Here is an 18,817-nt window from a genome sequence, read left to right as displayed (position 1 = left end):
CCCCCCCCCCCCGCGGCTCGGCTGGTGCGGGAGTGGGGTCAGCCGCCGGCGTAGGTACCGGACTCCACGGCCTTCCAGGCTCCGCCCGTCACGGAGTAGACGGTGAGCTGCTTGTTGGTCGCGTCACCGAATTCGTCGAAGGAGACCTTGCCGGTCACACCGTCGAAGGACACGTTCTGCACCGCGGCCGTCACCTTCGCGCGGGCGTCGGACGGCAGCTTGCCGCCGTTGTCGTCGACGACCTTCTTCACGGCCTCGATGATCGCCCAGGCCGAGTCGTAGGAGTAACCGCCGTACGCCGCGTAGTCGTCCTTGTAGCCCCCCGCCTTGTAGTTGGCGACGAAGTCCTTGGCGGAGGCCAGCGTCTCGACCGGCGCGCCGACCGAGGTGGCGAGGTCGCCGGTGGCGGAGGAGCCGGCCAGCTTGATGTAGGTCGGGTCGTAGACGCCGTCGCCGCCGATCAGCGGGATGTTGGCACCGGCGGCCTTGATCTGCTTGCTGAGCGGGCCGGCCTGCGGGTACTCGCCGCCGTAGTAGACCACCTCGGCACCGGAGTTCTTCACCTTGGTGGCGACCGCGGAGAAGTCCTTGGTGTCGGGGTTGATGTGCTCGGTACCGACCACCTTGCCGCCGAGTTTCGTGAACTCGCTGGTGAAGGTCGCGGCGAGACCGGCGCCGTAGGTCTTCTTGTCGTCGATGACGAAGACCTTGGTCTTCTTGGCCTTGTTGAAGACGTACTGCGCGGCGAACGGGCCCTGGATGGCGTCCGTGGTCGCGGTGCGGAAGTACGACTTGTACGGGCGCGACTTGGTCTTCTGCCAGTCGGTGCCCTGCGTCAGCGCGGGGTTGGTGTTGGCGGGCGAGACCTCCACCAGTTTGGCGTCGTCGAAGACCTTCTGCATCGACTGCGCGACCGAGGAGTTCAGCGGGCCGACGACACCGAGGACGGAGGAGTCGGACACGAACGCGGAGGCGTTCTGCTGGCCGGAGGAGGGCTGCGCCTGGTCGTCCTTGGCCACCATCTTGAAGGTGACGCCCTTGACCAGGCCCTGCTTGTTGGCCGTGTTGACCGCGAGGTCCACAGAGTTCTTGATGCCCAGGCCGAGCGCGGACAGGTCGCCGGTCAGCGGGGCGTCGATGCCGATGGTGACGGTGGTGCCGCCGCCCTTTCCGGAGTCGGAACCCTTGTCGCCGCCGCTGTCCCGCGAGCCGCAGGCGGTGAGGGTGAGTGCTCCCGCTGCCAGTGCGGCGGTGATGGCGATGAGCGAACGTTGACGCACGATCAGTCCTTTCCCCTGGACGACCGTCTCCCCCTGGAAACGGCCGAGCCGCGCGCCGGTCCGAAGCGACAAGCCCAAAAGGGCGGGTCGCAGAGCAATCGGTCGGCGCGGTGACTGGCCGTGACTCTAAGCGTGTGCAGGGAAGGTGGAGGAGAGTCTGACCAAGGCTGTGACTCTCTTGTTATGACACGACGTAATGCAGAGCGGTACGCCCTGGGGGAAAGGGCGGAATTACGGCCGATTCGCCCTGTCCGCATGATGAGAACCCGCAGGATCCTCCATGATCAATTCAGGTGTCTCGCGGGTTTTGGTGATGACGTGATCTTGTTGCCGCAGGCCTCTTTCAGGGCCTGGGAGAGGTGTTGCGCGTAGCGCGTACCGAGGATGAAGCTTTGAATCTGCATTGCGCGCGTATTACGCAGAGTTACATCCAGGAAAGGGAGTCCGGCGTCCTTAGGCACTTTTCCGCATTCCGTCACGTGCATGGTTATGGTGATCTTGCGGACGGATCCCTCCACTGTCCGGAAAGGAGTCCGCGGGTCTGTCACCAGCGACAGTCCCGCGTACGGCTGGGTCACCCGGGTCACGGTGACCGGCGGCCCGGACTCCACGCTCAGTAGCACGGCGAAGCTGAAGCTCCGGGGCGGAGCGCCGGCCGGAGTGGGCCGCCTGCCCGCGTACATCACCTCAACCGTCTGTGCGGGGAAGGGTGTTGGCGACGGCGGGGGCTGCGCCGGTCGCTGTGGCCGGGTGGCGTAGAGATAGCCGCCACCGCCCAGGAGTATGGCAGCGGCGGCGAGGGCGAGCGTGGCGCGCCGGTGGCGGGCGTACCGGACGGCGAACGCGCTGCGAACTCGGCGTAGATGATTCGGAGTTGATTCAGGCTGCTCTCCGGTGTCCCACGCGCGCGTGCCCTCGCCGGGCTCCAGGGGGCCGATGCCGCTCACTGCCAGGAGCCTCCGCTCGGGGTCCCGTGCCGGTAGCGCTCGGCGCAGGCCTGGCGCGCCTGACGGACGATCAACTCGTCTGCGGCGGACGTGCCTTGGTGCCGCTGTACGGTGCGTGCCGCGTCCACGACGGTGCGCAGGATCTCGAACTGGCCGGTGGACAGGCCCATCGACTGGTAGTCGCCGTAGGTGGTGCCGTCGAGCACCTCGCGCGACCAGTGGGAGACGAGACGGGTGCACAGATCGGAGGCGGCGGAGGCGGAGGAGGCGGGGGAGGGGTGCCCGGTGTTGACGGGCCGGGCGCAGGACGGTGTCAGCACAAGCGCGGGCAGTGCCAGCCCGAGCAACAGGAACCTCACCCCCGGCCGGGGCTCCCCTCGCCGTCCCATGGTCCGAAGCTAAGGGGCAAGGCGGCGGGGAGCAACGGCCCGGAGCGCGCGGATCAGTCGGCGGCGGGCCGGGCGTGCGCCTCGTCGCCCGTGCGCACGTCCCGCAGCAGGCAGGTCAGCCGGGCGCTGCACACCCGGCGGCCCTCCTCGTCGCTGATCACGATCTCGTACGTCGCCGTCGAGCGGCCCCGGTGCACGGGCGTGGCCACACCCGTCACCAGGCCCGAGCGGACCCCGCGGTGATGCGTGCAGTTCAGGTCCACGCCCACCGCTATCTTCGAGCTGCCACCGTGCAGCATGGAGCCGACCGAGCCCAGCGTCTCCGCCAGCACAGCGGAGGCGCCGCCGTGCAGCAGCCCGTACGGCTGGGTGTTGCCCTCCACCGGCATGGTCCCGACGACCTTGTCCGCCGACGCCTCCAGGATCTGCACGCCCATCCGCGTGCCCAGGTGGCCGGCCGAGAACAGGGCGGGCAGATCGACACCGAGCGCCGCGTACTCGTCGATGACCTCCTGCGGGAACTTCACGTGCTGCTGCTCACCCATGGGCCCGGCTCCGTTCGTCGTCCAGCTGTCCGCTCACAGCTGTCTGCTCGCGCTGTCTGCTCACTGAGCAAACGCTCAGTCGGTCGCCGATTGTTCCAGACGGCCCACCGTGCTCCCGGTGTGATTTTCGAGACGTACGACGACGGACTTGCTGGCCGGGGTGTTGCTGGTGTCGGCGGTGGCGTCCAGCGGGACCAGGACGTTCGTCTCGGGGTAGTAGGCCGCCGCACAGCCCCGGGTCGTCGGATAGTGCACGACACGGAAGCCGGGCGCGCGCCGCTCCACGCCGTCCTTCCACTCGCTGACCAGGTCGACGTACGACCCCTCCGCGAACCCGAGCGTCCGGGCGTCCTCGGGATGCACCAGCACCACCCGGCGGCCGCCCGTGATGCCCCGGTAGCGGTCGTCGAGGCCGTAGATCGTGGTGTTGTACTGGTCGTGCGAGCGCAGGGTCTGCAGCAGCAGCCGGCCCTCGGGCAGTTCGGGATACTCCACCGGCGCCGCCGTGAAGTTCGCCTTGCCCGTGGCCGTCGGGAAGCGGCGCTCGTCGCGCGGGGCGTGCGGCAGTGCGAACCCTCCGGGGCGGGCCACGCGCGCGTTGAAGTCCGCGAAGCCGGGGACCACGCGCGCGATGCGGTCACGGATCGTCGCGTAGTCCTTCTCGAACTCCTCCCACGGCACGACGCTGTCCTGGCCCAGCACCCGGCGCGCGAGGCCGCAGATGATCGCGGGCTCGGAGCGCAGCCGCGGGCTCGCGGGCGCGAGCCGCCCGCGCGAGGCGTGCACCATGCCCATCGAGTCCTCGACGGTCACGAACTGCTCGCCCCCGGCCTGGAGATCCCGCTCGGTGCGGCCCAGCGTGGGCAGGATCAGCGCCCGCGCGCCGGTGACCACATGCGAGCGGTTGAGCTTGGTCGACACGTGCACGGTCAGCCGCGCGCGCCGCATCGCGGCCTCGGTGACCTCGGTGTCGGGGGAGGCGGAGACGAAGTTGCCGCCCATGGCGAAGAACACCTTGGCCTCTCCGTCGCGCAGCGCGCGGATGGCCCGTACGACGTCGAAGCCGTGCGCCCGCGGCGGCGCGAAGCCGAACTCCTTCTCCAGCGCGTCCAGGAAGGCCGGGGCCGGCCGCTCGAAGATGCCCATCGTGCGGTCGCCCTGCACGTTGGAGTGGCCGCGCACCGGGCACACGCCCGCGCCCGGACGGCCGATGTTGCCGCGCAGCAGCAGGAAGTTGACCACCTCGCGGATGGTCGGCACCGCGTGCTTGTGCTGGGTCAGCCCCATGGCCCAGCAGACGATCGTGCGCTGCGAGGCGAGCGCCATGCCGAGCGCCTGCTCGATCTCCGCGCGCGTGAGGCCGGTCGCCCTGAGGGTCTCGTCCCAGTCGGCGGCGCGGGCGGCCTCGGCGAACTCCTCGAAGCCGTGCGTGTGCTCGCGGACGAACTCCTCGTCGACCGCGCCGTCCGTCTCCAGGATGAGCTTGTTGAGGAGCCGGAAGAGCGCCTGGTCGCCGCCGATGCGGATCTGCAGGAACAGGTCGGTGAGGGCGGCGCCCTTCAGCAGGCCCTGCGGGGTCTGCGGGTTCTTGAACCGCCCCAGGCCGGCCTCGGGCAGCGGATTGACGCTGATGATCTTCGCGCCGTTCGCCTTGGCCTTCTCCAGCGCGGAGAGCATCCGGGGATGGTTCGTGCCGGGGTTCTGGCCCGCGACGATGATCAGGTCGGCCTGGTGGAGGTCCTCCAGCAGGACGCTGCCCTTGCCGATGCCGATGGTCTCGCTGAGCGCCGAGCCGGACGACTCGTGGCACATGTTGGAGCAGTCCGGCAGGTTGTTCGTGCCCAGCTCGCGCGCGAAGAGCTGGTACAGGAACGCGGCCTCGTTGCTGGTGCGGCCCGAGGTGTAGAAGACGGCCTCGTCGGGGGAGCCGAGGGCGGCGATCTCCTCGGCGACGATGTCGAAGGCGCGCTCCCAGGTGACCGGCTCGTAGTGCGTGCCGCCCTCGGGGAGATACATGGGGTGCGTGAGCCGCCCCTGCTGTCCCAGCCAGTAGCCGCTGCGGCCGGCCAGATCGGCGACGGGGTGCGCGGCGAAGAACTCCGGCGTGACCCGGCGCAGGGTGGCCTCCTCGGCCACCGCCTTCGCGCCGTTCTCGCAGAACTCGAACGTGTGCCGGTGGTCCGGCTCCGGCCAGGCGCAGCCCGGGCAGTCGAACCCCTTCTTCTGGTTCACCTGCAGCAGCGTCAGTGTGGTGCGCCGCACGCCCATCTGCTGCTGGGCGATGCGCAGCGTGTGGCCGATGGCAGGCAGCCCCGCGGCCGCGTGCTTCGGCTCCGCGACCTGCGGTGCGTCCTGAACCGGATCACCCTTGGGCGGCTTCGTCGCCATCGCACGCTCCCCTTCGACTGCGACTGCGTGTGAGAAGTACGCCGACGATCCTCCCACGGGCCAGTGACACAGCACCCCACGGCCGACGCCCGCACAGTGCGTAATGGATCGAGGACCCTCGGCCGACCCGGACCGGAGTGTCAGTGCGGCGTGGCAGGATCGGGGGCGTGGCAGAGACAGCATCGAAGAAGACCGACAAGACCCCCGGCGGCACCCGTCCCCGGCTGATGCTCATGGACGGGCACTCGCTGGCCTACCGCGCGTTCTTCGCGCTGCCCGCGGAGAACTTCACCACCGCGACCGGCCAGCCGACGAACGCGATCTACGGCTTCGCGTCGATGCTTGCCAACACCCTGCGTGACGAGGCGCCCACGCACTTCGCGGTCGCCTTCGACGTCTCGCGCAAGACCTGGCGCTCCGAGCGCTTCACCGAGTACAAGGCGAACCGCTCCAAGACCCCGGACGAGTTCAAGGGCCAGGTCGAGCTGATCGGGGAGCTGCTCGACGCGATGCACGCGCCGCGCTTCGCCGTCGAGGGCTTCGAGGCGGACGACGTCATCGCCACCCTCGCCACGCAGGCCGAGGCCGCGGGCTTCGAGGTGCTGATCGTCACCGGCGACCGCGACTCCTTCCAGCTGGTCACCGAGAACATCACCGTGCTGTACCCGACGAAGGGCGTCTCGGAGCTGACCCGGTTCACCCCGGAGAAGGTTTTCGAGAAGTACGGCTTGACCCCCGCCCAGTACCCCGACTTCGCGGCCCTGCGCGGCGACCCGTCCGACAACCTCCCCGGCATCCCCGGCGTCGGAGAGAAGACCGCCGCGAAGTGGATCAACCAGTTCGGCTCCTTTGCCGAGCTGGTCGAGCGCGTCGAGGAGGTCAAGGGCAAGGCCGGGCAGAACCTCCGCGACCACCTGGAGTCGGTCAAGCTCAACCGCGTCCTGACCGAGCTGGAGCGCGAGGTCGAGCTGCCGAAGGCGGTCGCCGACCTGGAGCGCGCGCCGTACGACCGCAAGGCCGTCGCGATGGTCCTGGACACCCTGGAGATCCGCAACCCGTCCCTGCGCGAGCGGCTCTACGCCGTCGACCCCGGCTCCGAGGAGGCCGAGACCACCCCGGTCGCGGCGGAGGGCGTGGAGATCGACGGGGCGGTCCTGGGCACCGGCGAGCTGGCCCCCTGGCTCACCGAGCACGCCGGCCGGCCCCTGGGCGTCGCCACGGTCGACACCTGGGCGCTGGGTACCGGCTCGGTCGCCGAGGTCGCCCTCGCCGCGCCCGGGGGAGCGGCCGCCTGGTTCGACCCGGCCGAGCTGGACGAGGCCGACGAGAACGCGTTCGCGGCCTGGCTGGCCGGCGCCGACCGCCCCAAGGTGTTCCACAACGCCAAGGGCGCCATGCGCGTCTTCGCCGAGCACGGCTGGAGCGTCGAGGGTGTGACGATGGACACCGCGCTCGCCGCCTACCTGGTCAAGCCGGGCCGCCGCTCCTTCGACCTGGACGCGCTGTCCTTGGAGTACCTGCACCGCGAGCTGGCCCCCGCCGCCGCGGCCGACGGCCAGCTCGCCTTCGGCGCGGACGACGGCGCCGAGGCCGAAGCGCTGATGATCAAGGCCCGCGCGGTCCTCGACCTGGGCGAGGCCTTCGAGGCCCGCCTGGCGGAGGTCGGCGCGGCCGACCTGCTGCGCGACATGGAGCTGCCCACCTCCGCCCTGCTCGCCCGCATGGAGCGCCACGGCATCGCCGCCGACCGCGCGCACCTGGAGACGATGGAGCAGACCTTCGCGGGCGCGGTTCAGCAGGCCGTGAAGGAGGCCCACGCCGCCGCCGGCCACGAGTTCAACCTGGGCTCGCCCAAGCAGCTCCAGGAGGTCCTCTTCGGCGAGCTGGCCCTGCCCAGGACCAAGAAGACCAAGACCGGCTACACCACGGACGCCGACGCCCTGGCCTGGCTCGCCACCCAGACCGACAACGAACTGCCGGTCATCATGCTCCGCCACCGCGAGCAGGCGAAGCTGCGCGTCACGGTCGAGGGCCTGATCAAGACGATCGCGGGCGACGGCCGTATCCACACCACCTTCAACCAGACGGTGGCCGCGACCGGCCGCCTGTCCTCCACGGACCCGAACCTGCAGAACATCCCGGTGCGCACCGACGAGGGCCGGGCGATCCGCCGGGGCTTCGTGGTCGGCGAGGGCTTCGAGTCGCTCATGACCGCCGACTACAGCCAGATCGAGCTGCGCGTGATGGCCCACCTCTCCGAGGACGAGGGCCTGATCGAGGCGTTCACCTCCGGCGAGGACCTGCACACCACGGCCGCCTCCCAGGTGTTCGGTGTCGAGCCGGCCGCCGTGGACGCCGAGATGCGCCGCAAGATCAAGGCCATGTCGTACGGCCTGGCCTACGGCCTGTCCGCCTTCGGCCTCTCCCAGCAGCTGAACATCGACGCGGGAGAGGCGCGCGCCCTGATGGACGCGTACTTCGAGCGCTTCGGCGGGGTCCGGGACTATCTGCGCCGCGCGGTCGACGAGGCACGGGCGACGGGCTACACCGCGACCCTCTTCGGCCGCCGCCGCTACCTCCCGGACCTCAACAGCGACAACCGCCAGCGCCGCGAGGCGGCCGAGCGCATGGCCCTCAACGCGCCCATCCAGGGCACGGCGGCGGACATCGTGAAGATCGCCATGCTCAAGGTGGACAGCGCGCTGCGCGCGGCCGGCCTGAAGTCCCGCATGCTCCTGCAGGTCCACGACGAAATCGTCCTGGAGATCGCCCCCGGCGAGCGCCAGGCCACGGAGGAGATCGTCCGCCGTGAAATGACCAACGCCGTCCACCTCAAGGCCCCCCTGGACGTCTCGGTGGGCGCGGGCGAGGACTGGGAGTCGGCGGCGCACTAGCCCGCGGCGCGGGGGCGGAGGGGTGTCGCCTCCTCCACCCCCGCACAGTTTCACCCACGCACGCACAAGGTGTTCCGCCGCTACGGTGCTCAGCCGAAACGGCGCATCCCGGCGGCGCCGGACCCACCCCCCACGTCCCCTCACCCCACCCGCACGACCCACCGGCTCCAGCACGACGCAGCCGGCCGAACCCCGCAGGGCCCGTCACTCACGTGGCCCCCGCCAAAACGCCCCCCACCCCCCGCAGCCGCAACACTGCGGGCATGGGTATACGCATGCTTCACCGCCGGACGCCCGACGCAGACACCCGGGCCTGGGCGGACACCACCTCGGCGCGGGCCACCATGCCCGCCTCGCCGGTTCCGGCCCTCGCGGCCCGCGCCAGCACCGCCCGCATCCCCGCCGACCTGGCCGAGACCGTCCGCACGGCCGCCACGGGCCTGCGCCGCGGCCTCGCGGGCCTGACCGCCCGGTCCGAGCACGCCCCGGACTGGCGCCAGTGGGCCGACCTCGCCCGCGGCTACCTCGCCCTCGCGCTCAGCCTGATCCCGAGATCCGGCCCACGCCAGACCCTCACGGTCTTCGTCGCCTCCCTCAGCGAGCGCGAGCGGCCGACCGCCCCTCATCTGCGGCGACCGACTCACCGGGACCTCCACGACCAGCCGGCGGAACCGGGCTCCGACGCCACACCCTGACCCCGGCGGCATACAGCAGCAGCCCCGGGACCAGCCCCGCGCCCGCCCCGAAGCACAGGGCCGGCACCAGTTCCCACAGCCGGACCGGACCGCCCCCGCCCGCCCCCTCCGCGGCCACCCGCTGCACCGCCCCGGCCACCGCACAACCGCCGATGACCGCACCGGCCCACCACCGGTCCCGCACGGACAGCACCGGCACCCCCACCGGCTCCCCGCCCGGCAGCCGCCGTAGCGCCCGCACGACGAACACCGCGACCACGGCCGCGCCCGCCACGGACGAGCCGTACTGCAGCCACGTGAACAGCGGCACGCCCAGCAGCCGGTCCCGCTCGATGGCCGGAATCAGCCGCGTCCCCCACCGCCCGTCGTGCGTGAACGCGTCCCACACCACATGGGTCAGCCCGCCCAGCACCGCGCAGACGTACCACCACCCCACCGCGGCGGCCCGCACGCGCGCGCGTGCCGCACCGCAGCGCAGCAACTCCGCCGGCCGCCCCTGCCAGGGCCGGGGCAGCAGTGCGAGCAGCGGTTCCCGGACCAGCAGCCACAGCCCCACCAGCATCCAGGCGATGAGCACGTCGACCGTGACGACTCCGGCGAACGCGTGCGTGACCGCGCCGAATTCCATCCCACCGGGCAGGACACTCGCCGCATAGAAGGGCATGTCGGGCGCGAAGGAGCCTGCGACGAGCACCGCCGGCAGCAGCGGGCCGCGGCCGGTCCCGTCCCGGCGGACCGCGGGCAGGACGGCCGCCGCATGGCTGAGTGTGAACGGCAACAGGGCTCCCTCGAAGGGTCGTCGGCCGGGCCACGGGGCCCGGCGGACAGGCCCGTTCAGCATGCGGGACCCCACCAGGGCCCCCGGGCGACAACGAGAGTTGGCCAACTGGTAAAAATCGGACGTGAACGGGTGCCTGTGTCAGGCGAGTTGCCGTAGGGTCACCTGCGGCGCCGGCCGGTGCCCGGCCGAACACACTTCGCACAGAGGGAACGGCGCACCAGAGGGCAACCGGAACACCGGGTCAACCGTCAGACCAGAGCGAGACAGCCGGACGGACACGGACGCAGGGGCGTCCACAGGAGGGGTTCACTCTATGGCGGCGCATTTCGGCAAGCGGCTGCGCAAGGGGGCGGCGACCACCGCCGTGGCCGCGGCAGCGGTCGCGGCTCTGTCCGCGTCCCAGGCTCCGGGAGCGGCCGGCCAGGACCACGGCAGACAGACGACGGCCGGCGCCTCCACCCCCGTACCGGGCACGGCCTCCGACGGCAACGCCACCGGCAACTCGCCGTACTACACGGACCTGCCGCCGCTGAACAGCCCCAACCCCAGCCCGAGCCCCAGCTCCTCGCCGACCGCCGGTGCCCCGGCCGCCCAGGGCGACACCGAGGCCGGCATCCCGGCGACGGTCCTCGACGCCTACAAGAAGGCCGAGGCCGAACTGCGCTCCTCCAAGCCCGGCTGCAACCTGCCCTGGCAACTGCTCGCGGCCATCGGCAAGGTCGAGTCCGGCCAGGCCGACGGCGGCCGGGTCACCGCCGACGGCACCACGCTGACCCCCATCCTGGGCCCCGTCCTCGACGGCAACGGCTTCGCCCTCATCAAGGACACCGACCACGGGGAGTACGACGGCAGCGCCGAGTACGACCGGGCCGTCGGCCCGATGCAGTTCATCCCGTCGACCTGGGCCTGGGCCGGCCGCGACGGCAACGGTGACGGCAAGAAGGACCCCAACAACGTCTACGACGCCGCCCTCGCCGCCGGTCACTACCTGTGCCGCAACGGCTGGGACCTCTCGCACGAGGACGACCTGCACAGCGCGATCCTCAGCTACAACAACTCGCAGGACTACCTGAACACGGTCCTGAGCTGGCTGGAGTACTACCGCAAGGGCACCCACTCCGTGCCCGACGGCTCCGGCAGCGTGCCCAGCCACCGCAGCGACGACGGCACCAAGCACACCCAGGCGCCGACGCCTTCGGACCCGCCGAAGAACACGCCCGCTCCGAAGCCGGACCCGAAGCCCGGCAAGCCCGGCGGCGGGAGCGGGAGCCCCACCCCGACCCCGCCGAAGCCGCCCGCCCCGACGCCCTCGCCGACGCCCACCGACACCGTGGACCACCTGCAGGACGCGGGCACGGCCCAGCTCACCACGATGGCCGGCCACGCCTTCACCGAGCGGATCTCCACCCGCGCCGAGACCAAGGCCGGCAAGTCCGTGGCCAAGGTGCGGATCCGGTTCATGATCAGCGGCGACACCGACGCCACGTTCACCGGCGGCGAGACCGTGGCCACGGTCGTCACCGACGCCCGGGGCGTCGCCCTCGCCCCCGCGCTCCAGGCGGGCGAGAAGACCGGCGCCTTTAAGGTCACCGCGGCCGTCGTGGGCCGCCTGGTCAAGGGCGTCGACTACCCGGCCACCGTCACCGCACGCGCCGCCGACACTCTGGCCCGCACCAGCGACACCCCGCTGACCTGCACCTCCGGCGGCGAGTTCGCCGACCAGGTCCAGGTGAAGGCGACGTACAAGGGCGCCGTCGCGGACAAGGTCGCCGCCACCGCCACCCTGATCAAGTCCGACACCGACGCCACGGAGAACGACAAGGGCCCCTACTTCAAGGACGCCGACGGCAAGCCCGTACGCACCCTCACCGGCCTCACCACCGACGACAAGGGCCTGCTCACGCTGCCGAAGCTGTACGCCGACGACACCACCGGCACCTTCCTGCTCCGGATCACCACCACCGGCGGCGCGACGCTCACCGTCGAGCTGAAGGTCGCCGCCGCCGACACCTCGCCGAGCCCGTCCCCGAGCCCGTCCCCCTCGTCCTGACCGCACGCGGACCAGCAGGGCGCCCTTCCCGCACCGGCGGGGAGGGCGCCCTCGTTCGTGCGTGCACCGCTGTTCTCATCTCACCGTCCCGTTGCTACGGTGCCGAACCTGACGCTCCATCAGAACTCTCTTACGGCAACGACCGCCAGGAACCGTCCGTCCGCCGGGAGGTCCGTATGCGCGCCCTGATCGCCGCCGCGACCGGTCTCGCCCTCGCCCTCGCCCTGGTCCTGGCGATGACCGCCATGGGCACGCCGACGGGCGGGACGTCCCCCAAGCCGCTGTTGACGACGGTGCCCGCGCACCCGTAGCCACGCCCGACCGGGAGGGAGGCCTTCCATGCGCCGCAAGGCAAGCCTGGTCCTGCTCGCCTGTGCCGTCTTCTGCGCGGCGCTGTCCCCGCTCATGCGCTGGTACGCCTTCCCGCGCCTGGCCAGGATCCCCGCGAACCAGTACCAGGACATGGTCCTGGAGGCCAAGGACGCCACTCTCCTCGACTACGGCACCATGCGGGCGAAGAAGGTCCCCGAGGTCACCATCGTGCAGACCCTCAAGGGGAACGTGGAGGCCGCGAAGAAGATCGAGAAGACCGCGGGGCGGCCCGTCGTCGTCTGGGACAGCCTGTCCTACGTCCAGGGCCCCGACGGCAAGATGGTCTCCAAGGTCCCCGAGCGCTACATCTTCGACGCCCACACCCAGGACCCCGTGCACGCCACCGGCGAGACGGTCGACGGCGACCCGGTCACCCGCCAGGGCATCGAGTTCAAGTGGCCCTTCCTGACGCAGAAGCGCGACTACGAGTACTTCGACGCGCAGACCCGCACCACCAGCCCCATCCACTACAAGGGCACCCGGACCTTCCGCGGCCTGACGGTCTACCGCTTCGAGCAGACCGTCCCCTGGACCAAGGTCCCCATGCCGAAGACCATGCCGGTCCAGGGCATCACACCGGAGACGGTCGCCAAGACCGGCACCACCCGCTGGTACAGCACGGTCCGCACGTTCTGGGTCGAGCCCGTCACCGGCGCGCCCGTCTACGGCGAGGAGGACCACAAGGAGGAACTGCGCGGGGGCACCCTCCTCGGCGGCCGGGACAGGGTCACGGCGTTCGCCGGGGACGTGAAGATGCGCGAGGACTACATCGAACACACCGTCGCCCTCGTCGAACACAACCGCACCCTGGTCCTGCTGCTCACCTCGTACATCCCCTGGGGCTCGCTGATCCTGGGTCTGCTCCTCCTGGCTCTCTCCTTCTACCTGGAGGCCCGCTCCCGCCGCCCGGAGGACCCGGCCCCCGCGGAGGCGACGGAACCCGAACCGGTCAGCGCCTGAGCCGCGCGTTGGTGTGCCGGGTGGGCTCGGCGGCGGCCGGGTCCTCGGGCCACGGGTGCTTCGGATACCGCCCGCGCAGCTCCGCCCGTACGCCCTTGTAGCCGTCCTTCCAGAAGGAGGCGAGGTCGGCCGTGACGGCGGCGGGCCGGCCGGCGGGGGAGAGCAGGTGCACCAGCAGCGGCACCCCGGCCACGGCCGGCGTCGTGTCCAGCCCGAACATCTCCTGGAGCTTGACGGCGAGCACCGGCTGCTCGGGGTCCTCGTAGTCGATCCGGATCCTGGACCCGCTGGGTACGGCGATCCGCTCCGGCGCCAGCTCGTCGAGCCGCCCGGCCTCCCCGCTCGCCCAGGGCAGCAGCCGTGCGAGCGCCTGCCCGGCGTCGATCCGCGCGAGATCCGCCCGCCGCCGGGCCCTGCCCAGCTCCGGCTCCAGCCACTCGTCCCCGCGCGCGTGGAGCGCGTCGTCGGACACGTCCGGCCACGGCTCCCCGAGCCGCGCCCGCAGAAAGGCCAGCCGCTGCCGCAGCACCCGCGCCTCCGGTGACCACCGCAACAGCTCCAGCCCCTCCTGCCGGAGCCCTTGAAGCAGGGCACCGCGTACGAGAGCGGGGTCGGCGTCCCGCAGCGGCTGTACGGCCAGCTCGACGGCCCCCAGCCGTTCGACCCGCCGGGCTACGACGTCCCCGTCGGCCCAGCGCACCTCGTCCCGCTCACTCAGCAGGGACCGGGCGGCGGCACGGGCCACGTCCTCCGCCACGGCCGCCCCGAGCCGCACGCGCGCGTGCCCGTTCCCGGCGGGCCGATCGGCAACGGCGACGACGATCCACGCAGCGCCCCGCAGCGCGGACCCGCCCGCCAACTCGGCCCGGGTCCCGGAGGCCATGAGGTACGACCCACCGTCGAACTTGGCGACCCGCTCGGGAAAGGCGAGCGCGGCGACGAGCCCGACCACCCCGTCCTCCCCGGCACCGGCCCATCCACCCGCCCTGCCGGGAGTCGCGGCCGAGGAGGAAGCGGCGTCGGTCGAACCCGGGGTGGAAGCGGCTGTGCCGTCAGCGCGCCGGGCCGAAGGGGGTTCTGCGTTCACCTGGGCGGGCGGGTGGGAAAACTCCGTGGAGACGGCCCGCAGGCGCCGTACCTCCGCGGCCCACCGCCCCGCGTAGGCGTCACCCCCACGCCGAACCCGCCGCAAGGCTCCGCCGAGGTCATCCCCGTACTCCCGCGGCACCTCCTCAGAGAGCAGGGCGACCACCTCCGCCCCCTCTCCGGCCGTGTCCAGCAACGCCCGCCCCAGCCGGGGGTGCACACCCAGCCGAGCCAGCCGCACACCGACCTCCGTGGCCCGCCCGACGGAGTCGACCGCTCCCACCGCCGCCAGCGCGGAGCGCGCCGCCGCCATCGCCCCGCCCGGCGGCGGATCCAGCAACGCCAGCCCGGAGGCGTCGGGATCGCCCCAGCAGGCCGCCTGAAGGGCGAACGCGGTCAGATCGGCCAGCTTGATCTCAGGCGCCGGAAAGGCCGGCAGACGCCCGTCCTCGGCCTCCGTCCAGCACCGGTACACCGCACCCGGCGCCTCACGCCCCGCACGGCCCGCCCGCTGCCGCCCGGCCGCCCGCGACGCCCGTACCGTCGTCAGCCCGCTCAACCCGCGCGCGTGGTCCACCCGGGGTTCGCGCGCCAGCCCCGAGTCGACGACCACCCGCACCCCGGGCACGGTCAGCGACGACTCGGCGACGGACGTGGCCAGCACCACCCGGCGCCGCCGTCCGCCCGCCAGCACCGCGTCCTGCACGGCGGCCGGCGCCCGCCCGTGCACCTGGAGCACCTCGACGTCCCCGAGCTCCCCGAGCTGCCCGGCCACGCGCGCGATCTCGCCGACGCCGGGCAGGAAGCACAGCACGTCGCCCGCCCGCTCGGCCAGTGCCCGCCGCACCACCGACGCCACGTGCGCCGGCAGCGCCGGATCGACCCGCATCCCGTGCGGCGGCCGTAGCGGACGCGCCGGGGGAGCCCACACCACCTCCACCGGATGGGACACACCCGCCGCCTCCACCACCGGTGCCCCGCCGAGCAGCCGGGCCCAGCCCTCCGCGTCCGTGGTCGCGGATGCCGCCACGAGCCGCAGCTCCGGCCGCAGCGTCTGCCGTACGTCCCACAGGAAGGCGGCCGCCGTGTCCGCGTCCAGATGCCGCTCATGGCACTCGTCGAGCACGACGGCGTCGACGCCCGGCAGCTCCTGGTCGCGCTGCAGCCGCTGCAGCAGCACACCGGTCGTCACGACCTCCACGCGCGTGTGCCGCCCCACGGCCCGCTCGCCGCGCACCGTGAAGCCCACGCTCTCGCCGGGCTTCTCGCCCAGCAGCCACGCCATGCGCCGGGCCGCGGCCCGCGCCGCGATCCGCCGCGGCTCCGCCACCACGACCCGCCGCGCCGGACCGCCGCCCACCAGCCCCGCCAGCACCAGCGGCACCAACGTCGTCTTGCCGGTTCCGGGCGGCGCCACCAGGACGGCCGTACCGTCACTCTCCAGGGCGTCGGTCAGGGCGGGCAGGGCGGAACGCACGGGCAGCGCGTCCAGGGCGTCGTAACGGATCACGCCCCCAGTGTCGTACGACGCGAAACGCACCCCACGCGCGCGTACGCGAAGGGAGACGTCAGGGGGTCAGTCCCTCCCCCAGCCTTCGGCCGGGGGGACCCCCGTCTCGCTTCGCTCGCACACGAAGATCGCGGTGCCCGGGATCAGACCGCCGCGCAACGGGGACCAGCCGCCCCACTCGGAGGTGTTCCAGACCGGCCACTCCGGCTCCACCAGGTCCACCAGCCGGAAGCCCGAGGCGACGATGTCCCGGACGCGGTCGCCGATGGTCCGGTGGTGCTCGACGTACACCGCGCGGCCCTGCTCGTCCTGCTCGACGTAGGGCGTGCGGTCGAAGTAGGAACCGGACACCGACAGGCCCTCGGGGCCGGGCTCGTCCGGGAACGCCCAGCGGATCGGATGCGTCACCGAGAAGACGAACCGGCCGCCCGGCCGCAGCACCCGGCGCACCTCGCGCAGCACCAGCCGCGGGTCGGCGACGAACGGCAGCGCCCCGTACGCCGAGCACGCCAGGTCGAAGGAGCCGTCCGCGAAGGGCAGCGCGCCGGCGTCCGCACAGACCAGGGGAAACGATCCGCCGATCCGCAGGGCGTGCTGGAGCTGGCGGTGCGAGAGGTCCAGTGCCACCGGACGGGCGCCCTGGGCGGCCAGCCAGCGCGCGCACTGCGCCGCGCCCGCGCCGATCTCCAGGACCTCCTTGCCCTTCAGCTCCTCCGGCGGGCCGAGCAGCTCCGCCTCCACCTCGTCCAGGCCCTCCGGGCCCCACACGAAGCGGTCGTCTCCGAGGAAGGTGCCGTGCTCGACCTGGTACTCGTCCGCGTTGCGGTCCCACCAGCCCCGGTTGGCCCGCGCGCTCTCCGCGACTCCGGCGTCACGCCGCGTGGCCTCCGAAGAGGAGTCCACCGCGTTGTCGGGGTCGTAGGCTTCCGGCTCTTGGATGATCGGCTCCCTCGTCGTACTCTTCCGTCCAACCCGTCAGGGGGTCCGTCACGGACGGGGTCCCCTCAGGCGTGCGTGGCCTTGTGGGACGTTTCTTCTGCCGGGAATGCGGCGTTCCGCCCTCGTCGTGCGCCTTCGCGCATTGACCATGCCCGCCTGCCCCCGTATGCTACAAGTTGCGCTGCGGGCCTGCGCACCTCAGACGTAGCAGGCTGCGCTCGCATCTGTTGTATGTCCCCTCGGTTGTCGAGGCGCCACCAGCGGTTTTGTGTGGCGCTTCCTTGGCTGTCCGGCTTCATCAGAGCGAAACGGGCTCCCGGCGTAAGCAGTACCTACGACTTCAATGTCCGTACCGGAGCCCTTTCCCACATGACGAGCAGCACCGAGACCACCGCCACCACCCCGCAGGTAGCGGTCAACGACATCGGTAACGAGGAAGCCTTCCTCGCAGCGATCGACGAGACGATCAAGTACTTCAACGACGGCGACATCGTCGACGGCGTCATCGTGAAGGTCGACCGGGACGAGGTCCTGCTCGACATCGGTTACAAGACCGAAGGTGTCATCCCGAGCCGCGAGCTCTCGATCAAGCACGACGTCGACCCGAACGAGGTCGTCGCCGTCGGCGACGAGATCGAGGCCCTGGTCCTCCAGAAGGAGGACAAGGAAGGCCGCCTGATCCTCTCGAAGAAGCGCGCCCAGTACGAGCGTGCCTGGGGCACCATCGAGAAGATCAAGGAAGAGGACGGCATCGTCACCGGTACCGTCATCGAGGTCGTCAAGGGTGGTCTCATCCTCGACATCGGCCTCCGTGGCTTCCTCCCGGCCTCCCTGGTCGAGATGCGCCGCGTCCGCGACCTCCAGCCGTACGTCGGCAAGGAGCTTGAGGCCAAGATCATCGAGCTGGACAAGAACCGCAACAACGTGGTCCTGTCCCGCCGTGCCTGGCTGGAGCAGACCCAGTCCGAGGTCCGCCAGACGTTCCTCACGACCCTTCAGAAGGGTCAGGTCCGCTCCGGTGTGGTCTCCTCGATCGTCAACTTCGGTGCCTTCGTGGACCTGGGTGGCGTCGACGGTCTGGTCCACGTCTCCGAGCTGTCCTGGAAGCACATCGACCACCCGTCCGAGGTCGTCGAGGTCGGCCAGGAGGTCACCGTCGAGGTCCTCGACGTCGACATGGACCGCGAGCGCGTCTCCCTGTCGCTGAAGGCGACCCAGGAAGACCCGTGGCAGCAGTTCGCCCGCACCCACCAGATCGGCCAGGTCGTGCCCGGTAAGGTCACGAAGCTGGTGCCGTTCGGTGCGTTCGTCCGCGTGGACGAGGGCATCGAGGGTCTGGTCCACATCTCCGAGCTGGCCGAGCGCCACGTGGAGATCCCGGAGCAGGTCGTCCAGGTCAACGACGAGATCTTCGTCAAGGTCATCGACATCGATCTGGAGCGTCGCCGCATCAGCCTCTCGCTGAAGCAGGCCAACGAGTCCTTCGGTGCCCACCCGGAGGAGGTCGAGTTCGACCCGACCCTCTACGGCATGGCCGCGTCGTACGACGACCAGGGCAACTACATCTACCCCGAGGGCTTCGACCCGGAGACCAACGACTGGCTGCCGGGCTACGAGAAGCAGCGCGAGGAGTGGGAGCGCCAGTACGCCGAGGCGCAGGCCCGCTTCGAGCAGCACCAGCAGCAGGTCATCAAGTCCCGCGAGGCCGACGCTGCCGCTGCTGCCGAGGGTGGCGGCGAGGCCGCGGCTCCGGCCGCGACCGGTGGCTCGTACTCCTCCGAGGGCGCGGACACCTCCGGTGCGCTGGCCTCGGACGAGGCGCTGGCCGCGCTGCGCGAGAAGCTCGCCGGTGGCCAGAGCTGAACGCTAGCCGCTGGGCTTAGCCGATAGCTGGTCCTGAGGGGCCGTACCTTTCGAGGTGCGGCCCCTCAGCCGTCTTCCGGGGTGTCCGAGATCGCCGATCAGCGGCGTGTCACGGGAA

At 71.5% G+C, this 18,817-nt stretch carries 14 protein-coding genes; 6 read left to right on the top strand and 8 right to left on the bottom strand.

Going from position 1 to position 18,817, the window contains the following annotated elements:
- Window positions 1-38: 38 nt before the first annotated feature.
- From LE548_RS11415 to LE548_RS11395, 5 genes are all read right to left on the bottom strand, one after another.
- Window positions 39-1,280: a branched-chain amino acid ABC transporter substrate-binding protein gene (locus tag LE548_RS11415; RefSeq protein WP_225096590.1), complete on the bottom strand. Its 1,242-nt coding sequence runs from the start codon at window positions 1,278-1,280 to the stop codon at window positions 39-41.
- A 284-nt stretch (window positions 1,281-1,564) separates the two neighbouring features.
- The gene (locus LE548_RS11410) at window positions 1,565-2,227 is read right to left on the bottom strand and encodes a Tat pathway signal sequence domain protein (protein WP_225096589.1); all 663 of its coding nucleotides are present in this window, start codon (window positions 2,225-2,227) and stop codon (window positions 1,565-1,567) included.
- A complete protein-coding gene (locus LE548_RS11405) occupies window positions 2,224-2,616 on the bottom strand; it encodes a hypothetical protein (protein ID WP_225096588.1) in 393 nt (130 codons plus the stop codon). Before LE548_RS11405 ends, LE548_RS11410 begins: the two co-directional genes overlap by 4 nt.
- 53 nt (window positions 2,617-2,669) lie before the next feature.
- Complete coding sequence (locus LE548_RS11400; protein WP_225096587.1) at window positions 2,670-3,161, bottom strand: hotdog fold thioesterase; 492 nt, start codon at window positions 3,159-3,161, stop codon at window positions 2,670-2,672.
- 75 nt (window positions 3,162-3,236) lie between these two features.
- Entirely contained in the window at window positions 3,237-5,549 is a 2,313-nt protein-coding gene (locus tag LE548_RS11395; protein ID WP_225096586.1) for an FdhF/YdeP family oxidoreductase, read from the bottom strand.
- A gap of 167 nt (window positions 5,550-5,716) precedes the next feature.
- Between LE548_RS11395 and polA the strand changes: the two genes are divergently transcribed.
- Window positions 5,717-8,443 (top strand): DNA polymerase I, encoded by a 2,727-nt coding sequence (gene polA / locus LE548_RS11390; protein ID WP_225096585.1) that lies wholly within the window; start codon window positions 5,717-5,719, stop codon window positions 8,441-8,443.
- Between the two features lie 263 nt (window positions 8,444-8,706).
- Window positions 8,707-9,138 (top strand): hypothetical protein, encoded by a 432-nt coding sequence (locus tag LE548_RS11385; protein ID WP_225096584.1) that lies wholly within the window; start codon window positions 8,707-8,709, stop codon window positions 9,136-9,138.
- Here the strand turns inward: LE548_RS11385 and LE548_RS11380 are convergent.
- Window positions 9,038-9,916 carry a DUF4184 family protein gene (locus tag LE548_RS11380; protein WP_225096583.1) on the bottom strand — a complete coding sequence of 293 codons (879 nt, stop codon included), beginning with the start codon at window positions 9,914-9,916 and terminating at the stop codon, window positions 9,038-9,040. The genes LE548_RS11385 and LE548_RS11380 overlap by 101 nt on opposite strands.
- Before the next feature lie 316 nt (window positions 9,917-10,232).
- Here LE548_RS11380 and LE548_RS11375 point away from each other — a divergent pair, with 316 nt between their 5' ends.
- The 3 genes from LE548_RS11375 (at window position 10,233) to LE548_RS11365 (ending at window position 13,301) form a co-directional block, all read left to right on the top strand.
- Entirely contained in the window at window positions 10,233-11,969 is a 1,737-nt protein-coding gene (locus LE548_RS11375; protein WP_225096582.1) for a lytic transglycosylase domain-containing protein, read from the top strand.
- 176 nt (window positions 11,970-12,145) lie between these two features.
- On the top strand, window positions 12,146-12,280 hold the full coding sequence (locus tag LE548_RS11370; protein WP_225096581.1) for an SPW_0924 family protein: 135 nt from the start codon (window positions 12,146-12,148) through the stop codon (window positions 12,278-12,280).
- A gap of 28 nt (window positions 12,281-12,308) precedes the next feature.
- Window positions 12,309-13,301: a DUF3068 domain-containing protein gene (locus LE548_RS11365; RefSeq protein WP_225096580.1), complete on the top strand. Its 993-nt coding sequence runs from the start codon at window positions 12,309-12,311 to the stop codon at window positions 13,299-13,301.
- Here LE548_RS11365 and hrpB read toward each other — a convergent pair.
- Together hrpB and LE548_RS11355 are read right to left on the bottom strand one after the other, a co-directional pair.
- Window positions 13,291-15,897 carry an ATP-dependent helicase HrpB gene (hrpB, locus tag LE548_RS11360; RefSeq protein ID WP_225096579.1) on the bottom strand — a complete coding sequence of 869 codons (2,607 nt, stop codon included), beginning with the start codon at window positions 15,895-15,897 and terminating at the stop codon, window positions 13,291-13,293. The two genes, LE548_RS11365 and hrpB, sit on opposite strands and share 11 nt — an antisense overlap.
- Before the next feature lie 66 nt (window positions 15,898-15,963).
- The gene (locus tag LE548_RS11355) at window positions 15,964-16,839 is read right to left on the bottom strand and encodes a class I SAM-dependent methyltransferase (protein ID WP_225096822.1); all 876 of its coding nucleotides are present in this window, start codon (window positions 16,837-16,839) and stop codon (window positions 15,964-15,966) included.
- Window positions 16,840-17,205: 366 nt separating this feature from the next.
- Here LE548_RS11355 and rpsA point away from each other — a divergent pair, with 366 nt between their 5' ends.
- Entirely contained in the window at window positions 17,206-18,699 is a 1,494-nt protein-coding gene (gene rpsA, locus LE548_RS11350; RefSeq protein ID WP_055707059.1) for a 30S ribosomal protein S1, read from the top strand.
- Window positions 18,700-18,817: the final 118 nt, after the last annotated feature.

Origin of the sequence: Streptomyces sp. CoH27, from assembly GCF_020181035.1 — a bacterium.
GTDB lineage: Bacteria > Actinomycetota > Actinomycetes > Streptomycetales > Streptomycetaceae > Streptomyces > Streptomyces camelliae.
The sequence above is the reverse complement of the archived record's forward strand: the minus strand, read 5'-3'. Positions and strand labels throughout refer to the sequence as shown.